Source organism: Sinomonas soli, assembly GCF_054782415.1.
Genome location: NZ_BAAGSN010000002.1, coordinates 1 through 18,754 on the forward strand (window position 1 = coordinate 1; position 18,754 = coordinate 18,754).

The window sequence follows — 18,754 nt, forward strand, 5'->3', positions numbered from 1 at the left end:
GGGGCGAGCGAGCAGGAGCGTCGGCTGGTGCGGCTGCGGTTCGTGGAGGAGATGAGCCAGTCGGAAATCGCTGCGGAGCTGGGGGTGTCGCAGATGCAGGTCTCGCGCCTGCTGCGCCGGCTCCTGGACCGCATGCGCCGCAAGATGGCCGCCTGACCCCCGACCAACCCGAGAACAGCACGAGAACTATCGACGCCCGCCCGACGGGCCCCGCACCGGGGCTGACTGGCGGCTCCCACCGGGCGCTGGACCCCACACAGCGGGGCAGCCCACCGGACCACAGCACCCCGGGACAGCTGGGCCGAACAGGCCTGCGTTATCGCGGGGTTACCGCGGCGGGGCGAGTGTTTCATCCTGCGCGAACCGGGAAACTGAGCGGCATGAACACTCTTCTGGTGATCGTGGGCATCATCGCCATCATCCTGCTGTTCGTCGGCGGGTTCGTGAAGGCGGTCAACTTCCTGCTCTGGGTGGGCATCATCCTGCTCATCCTGGCGCTCATCGGGTACATCCTCGGCCGTTCGCGGAGCGGCAGGCGCTAGCCCAGACGTCAGGCCGCACCCTCTCTTCCGGCGTGGGTGCGCCCGAACACCGCGCCCGCCTCTGCCGCGAGGGCGGCCGGGCCGCCTAGCATGGCCCCATGGCCGCCTACACGATCTCCCGCAGCGCCTTCATCCCCGCCCCGCCCGAGGAGGTCTACCCGCACGTGGTGGACTTCCACAAGTGGGCGGACTGGTCGCCGTGGGAGGCGCTCGATCCGGCGATGGAACGGACCTTCAGCGGTCCGGCTGCCGGGACCGGCGCCCAGTACTCCTGGCGCGGGAACCGCCGGGCGGGTGCCGGCTCCCTGCAGATCCTCGAGGCCGAGGAGCCCAGGAGCATCCGGCTCCGGCTCGTGTTCGTCAAGCCGTTCAAGGCCGTCAATCCCACCGGCTTCACGTTCGAGCCGGACCGCGGGGGGACCCGGGTGACCTGGGTGATGAAGGGCGAGAACAAGGGCATCTCTGGCGTGTTCGCGAAGCTCGTGAACCTCGACAGCATGGTGGGCAAGGACTTCGAGAAGGGTCTGGCGAACCTCGCCCACGTGGTGGCAGCGAGCCGGTGAGCCCGGCTACGGCAGCCTCGACGGACGCAGGACCCGCGCCGCTCCCGCGGCCGAGGCATCAAGCTCCACCGGGCTGAGCAGCACCGCGGGACCGCGGCGGAGCGTCCCGCCGGTGACCGGGCGGCACCGGAGTCCGCCGCGTCCGCGCATCGCAGCGTGGGCCCCCGGGGCCAGCACCCGGTCCATCCAGGCGCAGGGGTGGGCCTGGCGGCCGGCATGGAGCCGCACCGCGGCCTCGCCCTGGCAGAGCGAGAAGGAGCTGCCCACGAGGGGCGGCAGCTCCGCCCCGCGCAGGACCACATTCCGGCGCGTGAGGAGCGGATCGAACGGCGCCACGCCGAGTTCGGCGGCCATCGCCTCGAGCCCCTCGACGGCCAGTACGGTCAGGGCAGCGTCCAGGTGTGCGGCCTTGCCGAAGAACCGGTCTCCCACGATCCCCTTGCCGGCCACAACGTCGATGGCGTCCGCATCCTCCGACGGCACCGCGGCAGCGCCGTCGTGCGCCCTGCCGAAGTAGGCATGCGCAGGCGAGACGAGGAGGTGGAGCACCTCGACCTCGTACGCGTTGTCCATGGCCTCCACGGTACCGGAGGGCGGCGGGCGCCCTCAGTCCTCGTCGGGCCCCTCCGCCGCGTCTTCGGAATGGGCGCGGATCCCGCCGCCCTCGAGTTCGGTGTCACCCTCGGCCGGCGCCTCGGTATGCACGCGCTCGTCGTCGTCAGGCTCGAATCCAGCCATGTCGTCCGCCTCGGTTCGCGAAGGGGGCCTGCCCCGCGGGCGGCGGGAACGCCACCGGCCCCACGCTTCCAGCGTAGGTCCGCCGGGCCGAGATGGCGAAGGGTTCCGCCGCTACTTGAGGCTCAGCACATCGGCCATCGGCCGGCCGTTGACGAACACCTCAGCCCGCTTCGCCCCTGCCGCGGCCATGGCCGTGAGGTTGATCTGTGCCTCGGCCCGCGGGATGTCGCACACGCCGCCCAGGAAGAACGAGCCGGAGAGGTAGACCGTGATGGTCGTGCCGTCGAAGGATCCTCCCAGGTACTTCAGCGTCGACTGGTAGAGCACGTTGACGAGCCCGGACTCGCCGATCTCGCGGCTGCGGTTGGCGAACAGCCGCGTCAGGCTCGGCCCGACCTGGTCCCGGAAGGTCACCGGCTCGGTATAGGTGGCCACGGCGGAGTCGCCGCATCCGACCTTCGGGCCGGACACGCCGCCGTCCTCGATGGCGATGTAGTAGAGGGTCAGCGGGGCCGTCTGCTCGGGCAGCTGCCCTTCGGCCGCCGGCGCCGAGGAGGCCGGGGGTGCCGGTGCCGCGGTGGGCTGCGTCGGGGCGCCCGGCGAGGTGGTCTGCGCCGGGGGCGAGGCAGAGGAGGACGACGGCGCGGGGGTGCCGCTCGCCGTCGTGCCCGCCGAGGCGGTGGACGCAGGCGCGCTGCTCGCCGTCGCGCTCGGGGAGGGCGACGACGGGGACGGCGCCGGCGACGGCGGCCCGAAGCAGGCTGCGAGGGTGAGCACCGCCGCGAGGGCGGCGGCGCCCAGGACCGGTCGGATGGGCTTCATGGCATCCTCCTCGTGGGTTCGGCTGGTCAGCGTGGGGCGGTGAGGTCCACCCGCTCGAGGTGCTCCGGGACTCTGGCACGCCAGCCGAGCTCGTGCTGGATCCGCCGGCGCAGGGTGTCCGAGGCCCCGATCTCCCCGTGGGTCACGTAGACCATCCGCGGCGGCCGCGGGCAGGTCCGCATCCACTGCAGGATGGCGTCGGCATCCGCGTGCGCGGAGAGGTTGTCGAGGCTGACCACCTCGGCGCGGACCGGGACGTCGCGACCGTAGATGCGCAGGCTTGTGGCCCCGTCGAGGAGCAGGGCGCCGCGGGTGCCCCCGGCCTGGTAGCCGCTGAGGACGATCGCGTTGCGTGGATCCGGGCCATAGGCCTCGACGTGGTGCAGCACCCGGCCGCCCGTGAGCATGCCGGACGCGGAGATGACGACCATCGGGCCGCCGCGCAGGTTCAGCAGCCGCGATTCGTCCGGGTCGCGCACCATCGTCGGCAGGGCGTACATCTCGCGGAACTCCCGCTCGCTGATCCGGTGCTCCTCGGGGTACCTCCGGTAGAGCTCCGTGGCGTCCACCGCCATGGGGCTGTTGAGGTAGACCGGGATGTCCGGGATCCGGTCCCGCCGGCGCAGGCGGGCGAGGTGCAGCATGAGGGTCTCGGCGCGGCCCACCGCGAAGGCCGCGATGACCACCACCCCATTGCGCTTCGCCACCCGGCGCACCACGTCGCCGAGGGCCTCGGTCGGGTCATCGCGGGGGTGGGCGCGGTCGCCGTAGGTGGACTCCGTGACGAGGACGTCCGTGGGCTCCAAGGGCGCGGGCGGGTTCATGAGCGGATCGTCCTCGCGCCCCAGATCGCCCGTGAAGTGCACGGTGGCCCCGGAGGCCCTGCCGTCGTCGAGGCGGAAGCGGACCTGGGCGGCGCCGAGGATGTGCCCGGCTGGGACGAAGCGCGCCTCGATCCCCGCCCCGAGGTCCAGCGGCTCGCGGAACGGCTGGGGGCTGAAGCTCCCGAGGGACTCGACGGCGTCCCGTGCGGTGTAGAGGGGCTGCGGCATGCTGTGCCGCGACGACCCGCGGGCCCGGGCGGTCTCGGCCTCCTCCTCCTGGAGGTGGCCGCTGTCCGGCAGCAGGAGCGTGCACAGGTCCGTGGTGCCCGGGGTCGCGTAGACGGGGCCGCGGAACCCGCGCTTGACGAGCGCCGGGATGTAGCCCGAGTGGTCGAGGTGGGCGTGGGTCAGGACCACGGCGTCGATCGCCTCGGGCCGCACCGGCAGCGGGGCCCGGTTGCGCTCGCGCAGCTTCTTGTACCCCTGGAAGAGCCCGCAGTCCACGAGGATCCGCCGGCCCCCGTGCTCGAGGAGGTAGCGGGAGCCGGTGACCGAGTCGGTGGCGCCGAAGAAGCTCAGGTGAGTCCCGCCGTCGTGCCCCATGGCGGAAGCGTAGGAGGGCCGGGGCGCGGCGGCTACGGGCTTTGTGCCCCCCTTGAGACTTCTGAGGGTCATGTTTTGGAAGTCACCTGATGTGACCTCCAGAACATGACCCTCAGAAGCTGACTCCCAGACGGGGGCGGGATCAGCGAGCGGCGGGATCAGCGGGCGGCGGCCTCGGCGAGCTCCGCCGGGGCGGGGGCCCCAGCCGTCTCGGCAAGGGCGGCAACGACCTTGGCGATGCCCTCGACGACCTCGGCATCGTCCTTGGGCTCGACCTCGGCGAAGCGCGAGTAGGATGCGCCGATCGCGAGCGTGGCATCCTCGACGACCTCGGCACCGGCGACCTTGAGCGACTTGCGCACGTCGTCATGCGCCCAGATGCCGCCGTACTGGCCGGCTGAGGTGCCAATCACGGCGGCCTTCGTGCCGGTCGCGGAGGAGGCGCCGAAGGGCCGGGAGATCCAGTCGATCGCGTTGTTGAGGATGGCCGGCATGGTGCCGTTGTACTCGGGGGTGACGAAGAGGAGGCCGTCTGCGGCGGCGACGGCGGCGCGGAGCTCGGCGGCCTTGGCGGGGACCTTGCCCTCGACGTCGAGGTCCTCGTTGTAGAAGGGGATCTCCTCGAGGCCCTCGAACGTGGTCACGGCGGTGCCCTCCGGGGCGGACGCGGCCGCAACCTGGGCGAACTTGCTGTTGACGGACTCGGTGCGGAGGCTGCCGACGAGGGTGAGGATCTCTGCCATGGGGGCTCCTTGGGGTAGTGCGGTCCCCGCGGGGGCGGGGCATCTGTGATGCGTCAACTACCTTGTCGCCCCGTGCATTCCACGATCCGGGGTGCGCTTCGCCACACTCCCTCCCGCGGACGCCGCACGACGGCGGGCCGGCCCCCCCAAGGTGACCGGCCCGGCGTCGTGCGTCGGTTCCGCCCGGCTGCCGGGCGGTGCGGCGATTCGCTAGGCGGCGACGGCCTCGCGCCAGTCGGCGACCAGCGGCAGGCCCAGCGCCTCGGACACCGAGCGGTGCGTGACCTGGCCCGCGGCGACGTTGAGCCCGCCGGCGAGGACCGCGTCCTTCTCGAGGGCACCCTTCACGCCGAGGTCGGCGAGCAGGATCCCGTACCGGAGCGTCACGTTGGTGAGCGCGTAGGTCGAGGTGTTCGGCACCGCGCCGGGCATGTTGGCCACGCAGTAGAAGATCGAGTTGTGGACGCGGAACGTCGGGTCCTGATGCGTGGTCGGGTGCGAGTCCTCGAAGCAGCCGCCCTGGTCGATCGCGATGTCCACGAGCACGCTGCCGGGCTTCATCCGGGCCACCAGCTCGTTGGGCACCAGCTTGGGGGCCTTCGCCCCCGGGATCAGGACCGAGCCGACCACGAGGTCTGCCTCGACGAGGGACTTCTCGATCTCGTACTTGTTCGACGCGACCGTCTTCAGCCGCCCGCCGTAGAGGGCGTCCAGCTCGGTGAGGCGCGCGATGTTGATGTCCAGGATGGTCACATCGGCGCCGAGGCCCATCGCGACGACCGCGGCGTTGGTGCCGGCCACGCCGGCGCCCAGGACCACGACCTTCGCCGGGCGCACGCCCGGGACGCCGCCGAGGAGGATGCCCTTCCCGCCGGTCGGGGCGGTGAGGGCCTGCGCGCCCACCTGGACCGAGAGGCGCCCGGCGACCTCGGACATGGGGGCGAGCAGCGGCAGGCTGCGGCCGTCCTGGACCGTCTCGTAGGCGATCGCGGTGACGCCGGCGTCGAGCAGGGCGCGGGTGAGCTCCGGCTCGGCAGCGAGGTGGAGGTAGGTGAAGAGGATCAGGCCCTTGCGGAAGTGGTGGTACTCCGAGGCGATCGGCTCCTTGACCTTCATGACCATGTCGGCGCGCGCCCAGACGTCCGCGGCGTCCGTGACGAGCTCGGCGCCGGCCACGTGGTATTCGTCGTCGGTGATGCCGGAGGCCACGCCGGCGCCGCGCTCGATCAGTACCGTGTGGCCGTGCGACGCGAACTCGTGCACGCCCGCAGCCGTGATGGCCACGCGGAACTCGTTGTTCTTGATCTCCTTGGGGACTCCGATGATCACTTTCGTCTCCATTGTGTTCGGCGGGGCCGGTGGGCCCTCTGGGTTCCCCGCTGGCGGGGAGCTTTCGGTGGTGTCTCCAGCGTAGGCCCGGTTGTGAGGCGCATTACATGGGACCGGAGGCTGCCGCGGGTGCAAACCGCGTCATTCCGGGGATTTCGTCTGCTGGTGTTCTACAGATGTCGCAGTATGGGGCGTCAGTTGTCTCCGCGTGGTTCACGCGGGGACGTATGCTGTGGCGTATGCGGCACGGCGTCGAAGATCTGGTGGAAGCGGCGGCGGCCAAGCTGGGCCGGGGGCTCAGCGTCGAGGACCTCGACGGGCTGCTGATCGCCTACTCGTCCAACCAGGCGCAGGCCGACCCCGTGCGCGTGAACTTCCTGCTCTCCAAGCGGCTCCCGCCCGATGTGCAGGCGTGGCAGCTCTCGCACGGGATCGCCACCGCGGTGCGCCCGGTCACCGTCCCGGCCAACGCCGAGCTCGGCATGTACGGGCGGGTGTGCGTCCCGCTGCTCGTGCGCGGGTTCCGGGTCGGCTACCTGTGGGTGCAGCAGGCTGCCGACGAGGAGAGCTCCGCGGACGTCCTCGCTGCGCTGCCCGGCATCCGCCTCGAGCTGGACCTCATCGGCCAGCTCCTCCTGGAGTCCAACACCGCCGAGTCCGAACACCGCCGGCGGCGGGAGGCCGAGTTCCTCGCCGCTGCGGCCGGGGACAAGTCCGCGCTCGCGGCGATCGCCGGGTGGCGCGAGGTGCACGGGCACGCCCCGTGGCAGGTCGTGGTGCTGCTGGACCCCGACGGCGTCACCCCGCGGGACCCCCAGGCGGCGGTCGTGGCCACGAGCACCGCGGCGATGCAGGCGACCGCTGGCATCGACCCCGCCCTCTTCACCGCCGGGACCGAGACGCATGCCGTGGCCCTCTTCGCCGGGACCACCGCGCGCGCGAGCCATGCGGCCGTCCTGACCCATTACGAGCGGGAGCTCGCCAAGCGCTCGGGCCGCCCCGCCGGCCGCGTGCTCGTGGGGATCTCCGAGCCCTTCTCGGCGCTGCGGGACCTGGGCGCGGCGTACAGCCAGGCCAAGGTCGCGGCGCAGGCCGCGGCGGTCGACCCCGAGCTGGGGGAGCTGGTCGACGTGCGCTCCGTGGGCGCCTACCAGCTGATGGGGGCCCTCGCGGCCGAGCCGACGAGTGTGTTCTTCGCCGCACTCGAGGCCGAGGACCGCAACGGCGAGCTCCTGCCGGTGCTCGAGATGCTCTACGACTCCGACGGCGCCGTCCAGGCCGTGGCCGACAGGCTCCACGTGCACCGCTCCACGGTGTACCACCGGCTCGCACGCGTGCGGAAGGTGATCCGCGCAGAGCCGCTCTCCGGGCGCGTGCGGCAGGAGCTCCACCTGGCGATCAAGGCCAGGCGCTGGGCGGGCCGCCCCCGGATCTGAGGTGCTCCCTCCGTTGAGGGGTCATGTCCCTAGATTGAGGGGTCAGCTCCCTGTGCACCCTTCTTCTGCGCCGAGACCCAGGCGAGCACGTCCTCGCGGCGGATGCGCCGGTGCGTGCCCCGGTACTGGACAGGCCACGTCCCGGCATCGGTCAGCTTGCGCACGTACGAATGGCTGATGCCCGCGAGCTCGGCGGCCTGCGCGACGGTCAGGACCTCCTCCGCGCTGGTGACGGTGACTGCCTCGCCGCGGGCCAGACGGGCGAGCAGATCCCGGACGGCCTCGTCGACAGCACCCGAGAGCCGGTGTGCCGTCCCGTCGACGAACAGGGAGACGTCCTTGGCCGCGAGCGCCCTGCCGAGGGCTTCCGCTTCCGCCGGCTCGGGTGCGGGCGTGGTGCGCGGGGCGTAGCGGCTCATGCGCCCAGCGTAGCGGGGGTCCGGGCAGCTGGGCGGGGGACCCGCGCGGCGGCTGGGGGCAGCAGCCGATGCGGGCCGCTCCGGGCGCCACCGCCTGGGCTGCTGCCTTAACCACGACGGCGGGTGGCCGGCTCGTGTGAGCCGGCCACCCGCCGTCGTGCGTACCCGTAACCCGGAAAGTGCGACGAGATGCGTACCAGAAAGCGCGATAACGCGACGAGATGTGTACCCGAAACGGAGCCGGGGGGCTAGGCGTTGACCTTGGCCTCTTCGCGCAGGGTCTCCTGGTGGTTCGCGATCCGGGCCTGGTGGACCGGGGACTTCTTCACGAACTGCCACGCGACGAACAGGACCACGAACCAGATCGGCGTCACGCACAGGGCCATGAGCGTGTCCAGCTGGGTGGTCAGCGCCCACACGAGGAAGGCGAAGAAGGCGTACACGACCCAGACCATCGCGCGGCCGCCGGGCATCTTGTACTTCGAGGCCGCGTGGAGCTCGGGGCGGCGCTTGAGGAACACGAGGTAGCTGGCGAGGATGATCGACCAGACGAACATGAAGCACACGGCGGAGACCGTGGTGACCATGTCGAAGGCCGCGCCGATGCTCTTGCCCGAGTAGAGCAGCACGACGCCGGAGAGCAGCAGCACGCACGAGAGGAACAGCGCGTTCTGCGGGACCTTGCGGGAGGAGAGCTTGCCGAAGGCCTTCGGGGCGTCGCCCTCGATCGCCAGGCCGAACACCATCCGCGAGGTCGAGTAGATGCCCGAGTTGGCGCTCGACATGGCGGAGGTGAGGACCACGAGGTTGACCAGGGTCGCCGCCGCGCCGAGCCCGGCGAGGGAGAACATCCCGATGAACGGCGAGTGGCCCGCCTTGAACTCCATCCACGGCGTGACGGACATGAGGATCACGAGGGCGCCCACGTAGAACAGGCCGACGCGGACGGGGATCGCGTTGATGGCGCGGGGCAGGTTGTGCTCCGGGCTCTTCGTCTCGGCGGCGGCGGTGCCCACCAGCTCGATGCCCACGAACGCGAACACCGCGATCTGGAAGCCCGCCACGAAGCCCATGAACTCCTTGGGGAAGAACCCGCCGAACTGCCACAGGTTCGCGAACGAGGCAGTGCCGGCGTTCGAGGAGAAGCCGGTGAAGATCATGTACAGGCCGGTGATGATGAGGGCCAGGATCGCCACGATCTTGATGAGGGCGAACCAGAACTCGACCTCGCCGAACGCCTTCACGGTGGGCAGGTTGAGGGCCAGCAGGATCAGGATCGTGGCGATGCCGGGGATCCACAGCGGGATGCCGGGCCAGAGCTCGTTAGAGTAGCCGGCGATTGCCACGACGTCCGCGACGCCCGTGACGACCCAGCAGAACCAGTAGGTCCAGCCGGTGAAGAAGCCGGCCCACGGGCCCAGGAGGTCCCCGGCGAAGTCGGAGAAGGACTTGTAGTTGAGGTTGCTCAGCAGCAGCTCGCCCATGGCGCGCATCACGAAGAAGAGCATGAAGCCGATGATCATGTAGACGAAGATCACCGAGGGGCCGGCAACGGAGATCGTCTTGCCGGAACCCATGAACAGGCCGGTGCCGATGGCGCCGCCGATGGCCAGGAGCTGGATGTGGCGGTTGGACAGGCCGCGGGAGAGGTGCGGCTCCTCGATGTGGCTCGACGCTGAGCCCGAGGGATTGGGCGTTGTCATAATGCGCAGACCTTCGCAGTAATGGCTTCAAATGTGACCCCTGCAACAGGGCCTTTCCAGCCTACCGCGCACCAGATGTGGTCCTGACCATACACAGTGTCTGGATGATCACATCAGATATGCGACAGATGTCGCGTCACCGGGCATGGGTGCAGAGATCTCTCGTTTTGTCCAGTCAAACTCCTGGGCCCTAAGATCCTGTCGTTCCACCGTTTCGCCAGGAGATCCCATGTTTCACGGCAACCACGCCCACCGGTCGCTGACCGTCCGCGTCGACTCTGCGCGCGAGCTCGATTCCGCGCTCAGCAGCGCCATCGGCACGCTGCAGCAGCACGCGGTCGCCAATCCGTGCTGCGGCATCCTCGTCACCCGCGAGGGGGCGGGGGAGTACCGGGTCGCCCTCGACGAGAGCGTCCCCTTCGGCGTCACGCAGCAGCGCTGCGCCTGACCGGCGCCTGACCGCCCCCGCGGCGGCACTCTGGCGTACGACGCCGAGTGGCCGCCCCCCGCGGTCCGGTCGACTAGCCCTTGGCCCCCTTCGAGGCGCCCTTCGCGGGACGGACGAACAGCGTCTCCGCCTGCTCGAGGGACATCCCGTTGGTCTCGGGGACCTTCGCGAGCACGAACACGAACGAGAGCACCGCGAACGCGGCATACATCCCGTACGTGAGGGTCAGCGACCAGGCCGCCATCGGCGGGAACGAGACCGTGATCAGGAAGTTCGCGATCCACTGCGCCGCGGCCGCGATGCCCAGCCCCCGCGCGCGGATGGAGGGCGGGAAGATCTCGCCGAGCAGGACCCACACGACCGGGCCCCATGAGGCGCCGAAGCAGACCACGAAGACGTTCGCCGCGACGAGTGCGACCGGGCCCCACACGCCGCTGAGGGACGGCTCGCCGTTCACGAGCGTGGCGGTGGAGAACGCCACCGCCATGGCGGCCAGCGACACGGCCATGCCCGCCGAGCCCACGAGCAGGATCGGCTTGCGGCCGACCCGGTCCACGAGTGCAATGGCGATGAGCGTGACGAGGACGTTGGTCACCGAGGTGATGACGGAGATCTGGAGCGAGAACTGCTCGCCGAAGCCGACCGACTTCCACAGGGTGGTCGAGTAGTAGAAGATCACGTTGATGCCCACGAACTGCTGGAACACGGACAGTGCGATGCCGATCCACAGGACGGGCTTGAGGCCGAGCGCGCTGCCGCGGAGGGCGCCCTTGCGCTCGGAGAGCTTGTCCGCCTCGATCGCCTCGTGGATCTCCTTGAGCGCCCGGTCGATGCTCTCGTAGGGCGCCGTGGTCTCGAAGATCCGGCGCGCGCCGGCCTCGTCCCCCTTCAGGACCAGGAAGCGCGGCGACTCGGGGAGCGTGAAGGCGATCCACCCGTACACGGCCGCGGGGATCGCGCCGGCGATGAACATCCAGCGCCACGCCTCCATGCCGAAGAACAGGGCGTGGCTCGCGCCGCCGGCGATCGAGGCCAGCGCCGCGTCGCTGAGGAGCGCGGCGAAGATGCCCAGGGTGATGGCGAGCTGCTGGAACGACGCGAGGCGGCCGCGGATCCTGCGCGGGGAGATCTCTGCGATGTACGCAGGGGCGACCACGGAGGCGAGGCCGATTCCGAGCCCGCCCACGAGCCTCCACAGGATGAGGTCCCACAGGCCCACGGCGAGCCCTGCCCCGATGGCGCTCACCAGGAACAGCAGGGCGCCGAGCTTCATCGCGGGGATGCGGCCGTAGCGGTCGGCGAGGGCCCCGGCGAGCCACGCGCCGATGGCGCACCCGATGAGGGCGATCGCGACGGCGAGCCCGGTCACGGCGTGGGAGAGGCCGAAGGCGCCCTGGATCGAGTCGACGGCTCCGTTGACCACCGAGGAGTCGAATCCGAAGAGGAACCCGCCCACGGCCGCCGCGATGGCCAGGCCGGCGACCTTCGCCGCGGACTTCCTCTGCGGGGGCTGGGGGTCGTCCGGGGTTCTGGCTGGGTTGTTCGCCACGGTGGCTCCTGCTTCTGTGTCGGATGAGGAATGGCCCCCGGCGCCGGTGGGCCCCGCGAGCGCCCGCCTAGTCTGGCACCGTCCGGCCGCTGTTCCCAAGGCCGACGCGCCAGCTCAGCCCGCTGCCGCCGTGATGCTCATCATCCTCCGGCCCCGTCGCCGCCGTCCACCGCCTCGCGCATCGCGGCGAGCAGGGAGGCGAACCGCGCGGTGGCCGGAAGGTCCTCGAGCAGGACCGCGGCGCCGTCGGGCCCCGTGAGCGGGATGCACCAGTTGGGGTACTCGCGGTGCGTGCCGGGCTGGTTCTGGGTGCGGCGGTCCCCGACCGCATCGACGAGCGCGACGCCGAGCAGGCTCGACGGCGCGAGCGCCGTGAGCTCGTAGAGCGCCTCGATGATGTGCTGCTCGTCGGCGCCGCCCTCGGCCCCGTCCGCGGGCGGAGCGGGCAGGAGCCCGCGATCGCGGGCGAGGTCCAGGACGCCGGCGATCTCGGCGCTGGCCGCCTCGAGCTCCTCCTCGACGGGCCGCTCGAGCAGGCCGAGGGACTCGCGCAGCCGCACGTGCTCGCCCGCGAGGTAGCCCGCGGTCGGCGGGAGGTCGTGGGTGTTCACGCTCGTGAGGCACGCCTGCCGGTACCTCTCCGGCGGAAGGGGGACGCCGGCCTCGCGCTCGAACCACAGGATCGAGGTGCCGAACACGCCCCGCTCGGCGAGGTAGTCCCGCACCCACGGCTCGAAGACGCCGAGGTCCTCGCCGATCACGATCGCGCCCGCCCGCTGGGCCTCGAGCGCGAGGATGCCCACGAGGGCCTCGTGGTCGTAGTGCACGTACGTGCCCTCGGCGGGGGAGGAGGAGCCCTCGGGGATCCACCAGAGCCGGAACAGGCCCAGGATGTGGTCCACGCGGATGCCGCCGGCGTGCCGGAGGATGGTGCGGAGCATGTCCCGGTACGCCGCGTAGCCCGACTCGGCGAGCCGGGTGGGGTGCCACGGCGGCTGGCTCCAGTTCTGCCCCTGCTGGTTGAACACGTCCGGCGGGGCCCCCACCGAGACGCCGCCGGCGAGGACGTCGGAGAGCGTCCACGCGTCCGCGCCGTCCGGGCGCACGCCCACGGCGAGGTCGTGGAGCAGCCCGATCTCCATGCCCGCCGCGAGCGCGGTGCTCTGGGCGGCCTCGAGCTGCTCGTCGCAGACCCACTGGAGCCAGCGGTAGAACTCGATCCGGTCGGCGTATTCCTCGCGCAGGCCGGCGGCCTCCTGGGGCGTGGGGAGCGCCGGAGCCGGGGACGCGCCGTCGTCCGCCGCCGCGGTGGCGCGGCCCTCGGCCAGCGCGGACCACAGCGCGAAGTCGGCGAGGCCCTGCCCGGCGCCCGCGCAGAACCGGGTGTAGGCCTGCTCGCGGGCGGGGCTGCGGGGCACGCGCCACACCAGGTCGAGGGCGGCGAGCTTCGCGGCGTAGGTGGCATCGCGGTCGAGCAGCGCGGCGGAGCCGTTGGCCGACCGCGGGCCCTGGGCGAGCTCCTCGATGCGGGCGCGGTCCTCCGGGGCGAGGTAGCCGTACTCGGGGATGGCCTCGACACGCGCGTACAGCGGGTTCACGAAGCGCCGCGTCGAGGGCAGGTACGGGGAGTCCTCGAGGGGCGGCACCGGCGCCGACGCGTGCAGGGGGTTGACGAGCACGAAGCTCGCGCCCTGCCCGGCGCCCACGGCGGCGAGGTCGGCGAGGTCGGCGAAGTCGCCGATGCCCCACGAGCGCCGGGACCGCACGGAGTAGAGCTGGGCCATGAGCCCCCACCGCTGGCGGTCCGAGAGCCGGGCCGTGGTGGCGAGCCGGTCCGGAGTGACCACGAGGGTCGCCTCGGCGCTCCGGTCCTCGTTGCGGGCATGGAGGGTGTGCCACCCGAGGGGGAGGTCCGGAGGGAGGAGGAAGGAGGCGCGGCCCATCAGGACACCGTCGACCCTGCGCGGCTCGGCCCAGTTCTCGGCCTGCTCCGCCGCGTACTCCGTGCCGTCCTCGGCCGTGACCCACACGCTGACGGCGCTGCCGTGCGGGACGTGCGCGTCGACGGTCGCGCCGGCGCCCTGGCGGACCACGGCGACGGGCGGCAGCAGCCGGCGCCAGGGCGCGGCCTCCATCTCCTCGAGGGCCGCGCGCATCGCCTCCCCCGAGTCCGTCGGCACCCCGAGGGCGCCGAGCACCGCCCTGAGTGTCTCCGCCGAGACCTCCCGCCGGGTACCGTCCCAGCCCGCGTAGGAGGTCGCCACCTGGTGCCGTTCGGCCAGCTCGCGCAGGAGCCCCACTGCATCAGCCATGCCTTCACCCTATGCGTGCGGGGCGGCAGGGCAAGGGTGCCGGCCGCCCCGCGCGCGCCGGATGTCAGCCGACCGCGAAGACGTGCACGACGACGCGGTCCGGATACCGCTCGCCGGTGCCCACGAACAGGGTGCGGTTCACCCAGTCCCACTGCGGCGCCGAGGAGCGCAGGCGCGGGGCGCAGCGGAAGTAGATCTCGCCCGGGTCCACGGGCTCTCCGCGCGCGATCCGGCCCAGCGCCTCGGCGGAGCCGGAGCGGATCGCGGCGTTGTCCACGGAGATGATGGCGCCGTCCTCGGTCTCGACCGCGTAGCGGGCGTCGAGCTGGGAGAGCTCCGGGGTGTGGAGGATCTGGAAGTCTGCCCCACCCGGGAGCACGCGCCCGTTCAGGCGGGGGCCGGACACGGTGCCGCCGGTGATGGGGATGATCCGGCGGTGGCCCTCCGGCGTGGGGCCCACGTCGATCGGATCGCCGATGAGGACCGAGAGGGTCCCGGCGTGCACCAGGGCGGGCGGCTGCGGCATCTGCGTCATGGCTGGGACAGTACCCCTCTCACCCGAGGACCCCGAACGTGATCCGGCTCGGCGTGCCCGCGCCGAGGTGCACGCGCTGGTGGGCCACCGCCGTGTCCGAGGAGTCGAGCGCCCTCGCCCCGGTGTTGAGGTTCCTGTCCCACCGCGGATGGCAGCTCGAGGTGACCTGGACCCGGATCCGCTCGCCCGCGGCGAAGGTGCAGGCGGTGCTCCACAGGCTGATGGTGAACTCCTCGACCGCCCCCGGCGTGAGGGGACGCCGCGGCACCCCGGCGCGGAAGGCGCCGTCCTCCGCGCACGCGTCCCGCCAGGAGGCGCGCACGATCCCGTCCGCCACCGCCAGCGAGCGCCCGTCCTGGGTCACCCGGCACAGCCGCACCACGAAGTCGGTGTCGACGGCCGACGACGACGCGAACAGTCGCGCCGTCACCTCGCCGAAGACGGTGAGCGGCTCCGCGAGGGGGTCCGTGGTGAACGTGAGGACGTCCGCGCGGGCCTCGACCCGCGACTGCTCGGCAGGCCCAGGGAAGTCGGCCCCGAGGTGCATCGTGGCACCGCCGGTGGACGGGACGGGGTCGAGCGGGTCGTAGTCGTAGGCCACTGCCGCGTCCTCGCTCGGCCGGCCGGCGAGGGTCCCGTCGGCGCCGAGGAAGAGCTCGCGCTGCCCCCTCGGCTCGGGCAGCTCCTTGAAGCCACGCCACCGGTTCTCGCCGAGGACGTAGACAAGCACGGGCGGCATCTCCGGCTCGGGGCCGCCCGCGAGGACGTGGCGGAACCATCGGGCGTGGAGCGCGGAGAGGTCCCCGTAGGGGCCGAGTGCGGCAGCGGAGCCGCCCGGGAATGCGGCGTCCGGGAACAGCCCGGTGAAGCTTGCGTGGCTCCACGGGCCGAGGACCAGACGCGGCCGGGGCACGGCGGGATCTCGCCGGGAGGCCTCCAGCTGGAGGCGGTACTGGTCGAGCGTGTTCGGGAGGAAGATGTCGAACCAGCCGCCGATGTGGAGTGTGGCCAGCGGCACGGGCTCGGCCGCCGGCCAGTTCCATGCCTCCGACGCCTCGCCGCCGGGATCCCCGCCGGCCGAGGGGATGATGAACGACTGCATGAAGGTGCACGCGCCGGACTTGAGCTCGTTCAGGGGCAGGGTGCCGTACGCCGAGCCGTCGGCGAACGCTGCGTCCAGCTCCCGCCAGGCGGCGGTCTCGCGGTCCAGGCGGGCGGCGTCGTCGGCGAACTCGCGGCGGATCGTCTCGAGCGAGATGGAGCCGTGGCCCCAGCTCAGGCGTGAACCGAGCTCGAACGCACCGCCGCGGAAGAGGGCGCCGTGGTCCGCGTTGCCCGCGGCGCAGACGCCAGAGGCCAGCGCAGCGAGGCCCCGCGGGGTGCGCAGGGCGGCGCGCCACTGGGATTCGGCGAAGTACGAGCGGCCCCACATCCCGACCTTCCCCGAGGAGTACGGGAGGCGCGATGCCCAGGCGACCGTCTCGGCGCCGTCGTCCGCCTCCTGCCCGCTCGGGGAGAAGTCGCCGTCCGAGCCGAACCTGCCGCGTACGTCCTGGAGGACCACCACGAAGCCCTCCGCGGCAACGGTGGCGGGGTTGAAGTAGGCGGAGTTGACGGACAGGTCGCGCCCGTAGGGGGTGCGGGTCAGGAGGACGGGGAAGTGCTCGCCATCGGCGGCCGGCCGGTAGACCGTGGAGCGGAGGACGGCGCCGTCGCTGAGGGGGGTCTCGACGTCGTTCTCGACGAGGACGTTGTAGCCCATGCCTCAGGCCCCCGCCCGCGTGCCGAGCTCGTGGGTGTCCACCTTGTACGTCTCCCGCACCCACACCAGGGTCACGAGGGCAGAGAGGCAGCAGCAGATGGCCGTGAAGACCGCGACCGGGACCCAGCCGTCGGGGCCGGGCCGCACCACGGCGGCGGCGATCGTGGGCGCGAAGCCGGTGACGATCAGTCCGAGCTGCGAGGAGATTGCGGCGCCGGAATAGCGGATGCGGGTGGGGAACATCTCCGCGACGATCGCAGGGCCGAGCGGGTTCACCATGCCGTAGCCCACCACCATGACGAGGATCGAGGTGGCGAACACGAGCGGGACGTCCTTCTGCGAGATCGACCAGAAGAAGGCGAAGATCGCGGCCGCGCAGATCAGGTTGCCGGTGATGAAGACGGGCTTGCGGCCGATCCGGTCGGCGAGGATGCCGAACAGGGGCTGGGCGATGATGCCGAGGGCCGCCGTCACGATGGTGGTGGTGAGCATGACGCTGCTCGGGACGAAGTGGCCGTTCGTGGCGTAGGAGAGGCCGAAGGCCGAGACGATCGTGGACACGACGGCCCACACTCCGAAGAAGATGACCTTGATGACCGTGGGCCAGTAGTCGCGCAGCACGACCTTGAGGGGCAGCTCCCGCTCGGTCTCCCCGGCCTCCCGCACCTCCTCGAACACCTCGGCCTCGGGGATACGGCGGCGGATCACGAATCCGGCCACGGCGACCACGATGCTCGCGAGGAAGGGCAGGCGCCAGCCCCACGCGATGAGGTCCGCCTGCGGCATGAAGGAGACGGCGAGGAAGGCGAGCGAGGCGAGCATGATCCCCGCCGCGGCGCCGGTGTTGACCCAGCTGGCGAAGAACGCGCGTCGGCCGGCCGGGGCGTGCTCGAGGGAGAGCGTGACGGCGCCGACGGACTCCCCCGCGGCCGAGATGCCCTGGACCACGCGAAGGAGCACGAGCAGGACCGGGGCGGCGGCGCCGATCGCGGCGGTGGACGGGAGGCAGCCGATCAGGAAGGTCGCCAGGCCCATCGAGACGAGTGTGAAGACGAGCATCTGCTTGCGGCCGATCCGGTCGCCGAAGTGGCCGATGAAGGCCGCTGCGAGCGGGCGGACCACGTACCCGATGCCCAAGGTGGCCATCGAGAGGAACTGCCCGAGGAGCGGGTCGATCCCGGGGAAGAAGATCTTGTTGAAGATCAGGGCGGAGGCGGAGCCGTAGATGAAGAAGTCGTAGTACTCGAGCGTGCTTCCGGCGAAGCTCGCCACGGCGGCCTTGCGCGCGTGCTGCCCGGGGACTCGGGCGGCTACGGCGCTGGCGGGGGAGGTTGGTCCGGCGGTCATGCGGATCTCCTGGAGGACGACGGTGTCAAGGATGTGGTGCGCGTCACCTGAAAGCCAATCGTTGCGTTAAAACTTGCGAGCGTCAACAAAACTGCAAAGTTACTTCCCGGCTGCAAGGATGAGGGGGTGCGCTATGACGGACAGGGGCGGCCCGGCGCTGCCATCGTCGACTTCCCCCGGCCCCAACGAGGGGGCACCAGCCAGCACCTCCTCGTGACCATGCTGGGCGAGTTCTGGCGGCACACTGACCTGTGGCTCCCGGCCCGGGCGATCGTCCGGCTCGCCGAGGACGTAGGGCTGAGCCGGTCCGCCGTCACCACTGCGCTGAGCCGGCTCGCTGCCCGCGGGGTCCTGGAGAACGACGGCGCCGGGCGGGCCTCGCGGTACCGCTTCACTGCCGCGGCGCGCGCCCGGCTCGTCATCGGGACACGGGAGGTGGGCCAGTTCGGCGATCCAGGCCTGAGCTGGGACCGGAGGTGGACTGCCGTGGCCTTCTCGGTGCCCGAGTCCGCACGGGAGATCCGCGAAGCCTTCCGGGCCCGGCTGAAGTGGTTGGGGTTCGCCCCCGTCTACGGCGCCCTCTGGTTCTCGCCCAGAGAGCGGATGGCGCAGGTGCACGAGATCGCCGACGCGTACGGGGTCGAGGACTACATGGCGTTCCGTGTCGAGGACAGCGCGTTCGAGGGGCGCCGGCCCTCCATCGTCAACACTGCCGAACCACCCCGCAGGTACGCCGAGTTCGCCGACGCCAACCGCGTCCGCCTCGAGAGGCTGCGCGCGGGGGAGGCCAGTCCCGCCGAGGGGTTCCGTGTGCGCGTCGAGGTCCTGGACGAGTGGCGCGCCTTCCCGTGGGATGATCCGGGGATGCCCTACGAGCTCCTTCCGGACGACTGGCCGCTCCTGCGCGCGCGCGAGTCGTTCGTGGCGGTCTTCACGCAGACCGCGCCCCTCGCAGAGCGCCATGTCCGCGGCGTGCTCGGCGAGCTCGCGCCCGAAGCATTGGCCGGCGTCCTCGTTCCCACCGCCCCCTGACGGCTTGACCCACATACCCCTCGGGGGTATATTTGCAGTGCGCTGTC

General features: G+C 71.7%; 19 protein-coding genes. 6 read left to right on the forward strand and 13 right to left on the reverse strand.

Annotated elements, in window-relative coordinates; genetic code table 11:
* From ACYVKZ_RS00540 to ACYVKZ_RS00550, 3 genes are all read left to right on the forward strand, one after another.
* The coding region (locus ACYVKZ_RS00540) for a sigma-70 family RNA polymerase sigma factor (RefSeq protein WP_460990197.1) at positions 1 to 156 on the forward strand (156 nt) is incomplete at its 5' end.
* A 224-nt stretch (positions 157 to 380) separates the two neighbouring features.
* A complete protein-coding gene (locus ACYVKZ_RS00545; RefSeq protein WP_169803085.1) occupies positions 381 to 542 on the forward strand; it encodes a hypothetical protein in 162 nt (53 codons plus the stop codon).
* Between the two features lie 98 nt (positions 543 to 640).
* Positions 641 to 1,105 carry an SRPBCC family protein gene (locus tag ACYVKZ_RS00550; RefSeq protein WP_460990074.1) on the forward strand — a complete coding sequence of 155 codons (465 nt, stop codon included), beginning with the start codon at positions 641 to 643 and terminating at the stop codon, positions 1,103 to 1,105.
* A 6-nt stretch (positions 1,106 to 1,111) separates the two neighbouring features.
* Here the strand turns inward: ACYVKZ_RS00550 and ACYVKZ_RS00555 are convergent, their stop codons facing one another.
* The 6 genes from ACYVKZ_RS00555 to ald form a co-directional block, all read right to left on the reverse strand.
* Positions 1,112 to 1,678: an MOSC domain-containing protein gene (locus ACYVKZ_RS00555; protein WP_460990076.1), complete on the reverse strand. Its 567-nt coding sequence runs from the start codon at positions 1,676 to 1,678 to the stop codon at positions 1,112 to 1,114.
* A gap of 33 nt (positions 1,679 to 1,711) precedes the next feature.
* Positions 1,712 to 1,843 carry a hypothetical protein gene (locus ACYVKZ_RS00560; protein ID WP_460990078.1) on the reverse strand — a complete coding sequence of 44 codons (132 nt, stop codon included), beginning with the start codon at positions 1,841 to 1,843 and terminating at the stop codon, positions 1,712 to 1,714.
* A 111-nt stretch (positions 1,844 to 1,954) separates the two neighbouring features.
* Positions 1,955 to 2,665, reverse strand: a complete 711-nt coding sequence (locus tag ACYVKZ_RS00565; RefSeq protein ID WP_460990080.1) for a hypothetical protein — start codon at positions 2,663 to 2,665, stop codon at positions 1,955 to 1,957.
* A gap of 26 nt (positions 2,666 to 2,691) precedes the next feature.
* Positions 2,692 to 4,092 carry an MBL fold metallo-hydrolase RNA specificity domain-containing protein gene (locus ACYVKZ_RS00570; RefSeq protein ID WP_460990082.1) on the reverse strand — a complete coding sequence of 467 codons (1,401 nt, stop codon included), beginning with the start codon at positions 4,090 to 4,092 and terminating at the stop codon, positions 2,692 to 2,694.
* A gap of 158 nt (positions 4,093 to 4,250) precedes the next feature.
* Complete coding sequence (locus tag ACYVKZ_RS00575; protein ID WP_460990084.1) at positions 4,251 to 4,835, reverse strand: NADPH-dependent FMN reductase; 585 nt, start codon at positions 4,833 to 4,835, stop codon at positions 4,251 to 4,253.
* A gap of 210 nt (positions 4,836 to 5,045) precedes the next feature.
* Positions 5,046 to 6,164 carry an alanine dehydrogenase gene (gene ald, locus ACYVKZ_RS00580; RefSeq protein WP_460990086.1) on the reverse strand — a complete coding sequence of 373 codons (1,119 nt, stop codon included), beginning with the start codon at positions 6,162 to 6,164 and terminating at the stop codon, positions 5,046 to 5,048.
* A 239-nt stretch (positions 6,165 to 6,403) separates the two neighbouring features.
* Between ald and ACYVKZ_RS00585 the strand changes: the two genes are divergently transcribed.
* On the forward strand, positions 6,404 to 7,600 hold the full coding sequence (locus ACYVKZ_RS00585; RefSeq protein ID WP_460990088.1) for a PucR family transcriptional regulator: 1,197 nt from the start codon (positions 6,404 to 6,406) through the stop codon (positions 7,598 to 7,600).
* 29 nt (positions 7,601 to 7,629) lie between these two features.
* Here ACYVKZ_RS00585 and ACYVKZ_RS00590 read toward each other — a convergent pair whose 3' ends face one another.
* Positions 7,630 to 8,019, reverse strand: coding sequence for a helix-turn-helix domain-containing protein (locus tag ACYVKZ_RS00590; RefSeq protein WP_460990090.1), 390 nt, complete (start codon positions 8,017 to 8,019; stop codon positions 7,630 to 7,632).
* Positions 8,020 to 8,267: 248 nt separating this feature from the next.
* Positions 8,268 to 9,722: an amino acid permease gene (locus tag ACYVKZ_RS00595; RefSeq protein ID WP_460990092.1), complete on the reverse strand. Its 1,455-nt coding sequence runs from the start codon at positions 9,720 to 9,722 to the stop codon at positions 8,268 to 8,270.
* Between the two features lie 229 nt (positions 9,723 to 9,951).
* On the opposite strand from ACYVKZ_RS00595, the gene ACYVKZ_RS00600 reads away from it, so the two are divergent.
* Positions 9,952 to 10,170, forward strand: coding sequence for a hypothetical protein (locus ACYVKZ_RS00600; RefSeq protein WP_460990094.1), 219 nt, complete (start codon positions 9,952 to 9,954; stop codon positions 10,168 to 10,170).
* A 73-nt stretch (positions 10,171 to 10,243) separates the two neighbouring features.
* On the opposite strand, the gene ACYVKZ_RS00605 is transcribed toward ACYVKZ_RS00600, so the two are convergent.
* The 5 genes from ACYVKZ_RS00605 to ACYVKZ_RS00625 all read right to left on the reverse strand — a co-directional run bounded on the left by ACYVKZ_RS00605 (position 10,244) and on the right by ACYVKZ_RS00625 (position 17,675).
* The gene (locus ACYVKZ_RS00605) at positions 10,244 to 11,644 is read right to left on the reverse strand and encodes a sugar porter family MFS transporter (protein WP_460990198.1); all 1,401 of its coding nucleotides are present in this window, start codon (positions 11,642 to 11,644) and stop codon (positions 10,244 to 10,246) included.
* Between the two features lie 215 nt (positions 11,645 to 11,859).
* A complete protein-coding gene (gene malQ, locus ACYVKZ_RS00610; RefSeq protein WP_460990096.1) occupies positions 11,860 to 14,031 on the reverse strand; it encodes a 4-alpha-glucanotransferase in 2,172 nt (723 codons plus the stop codon).
* 64 nt (positions 14,032 to 14,095) lie between these two features.
* On the reverse strand, positions 14,096 to 14,566 hold the full coding sequence (locus ACYVKZ_RS00615; RefSeq protein ID WP_460990098.1) for a DUF3237 domain-containing protein: 471 nt from the start codon (positions 14,564 to 14,566) through the stop codon (positions 14,096 to 14,098).
* Positions 14,567 to 14,585: 19 nt separating this feature from the next.
* On the reverse strand, positions 14,586 to 16,328 hold the full coding sequence (locus tag ACYVKZ_RS00620; RefSeq protein WP_460990100.1) for a CocE/NonD family hydrolase: 1,743 nt from the start codon (positions 16,326 to 16,328) through the stop codon (positions 14,586 to 14,588).
* Positions 16,329 to 16,331: 3 nt separating this feature from the next.
* The gene (locus ACYVKZ_RS00625; RefSeq protein ID WP_460990102.1) at positions 16,332 to 17,675 is read right to left on the reverse strand and encodes an MFS transporter; all 1,344 of its coding nucleotides are present in this window, start codon (positions 17,673 to 17,675) and stop codon (positions 16,332 to 16,334) included.
* Between the two features lie 126 nt (positions 17,676 to 17,801).
* On the opposite strand from ACYVKZ_RS00625, the gene ACYVKZ_RS00630 reads away from it, so the two are divergent.
* The gene (locus tag ACYVKZ_RS00630) at positions 17,802 to 18,707 is read left to right on the forward strand and encodes a PaaX family transcriptional regulator (RefSeq protein ID WP_460990104.1); all 906 of its coding nucleotides are present in this window, start codon (positions 17,802 to 17,804) and stop codon (positions 18,705 to 18,707) included.
* The last annotated feature ends 47 nt before the right edge of the window (positions 18,708 to 18,754 follow it).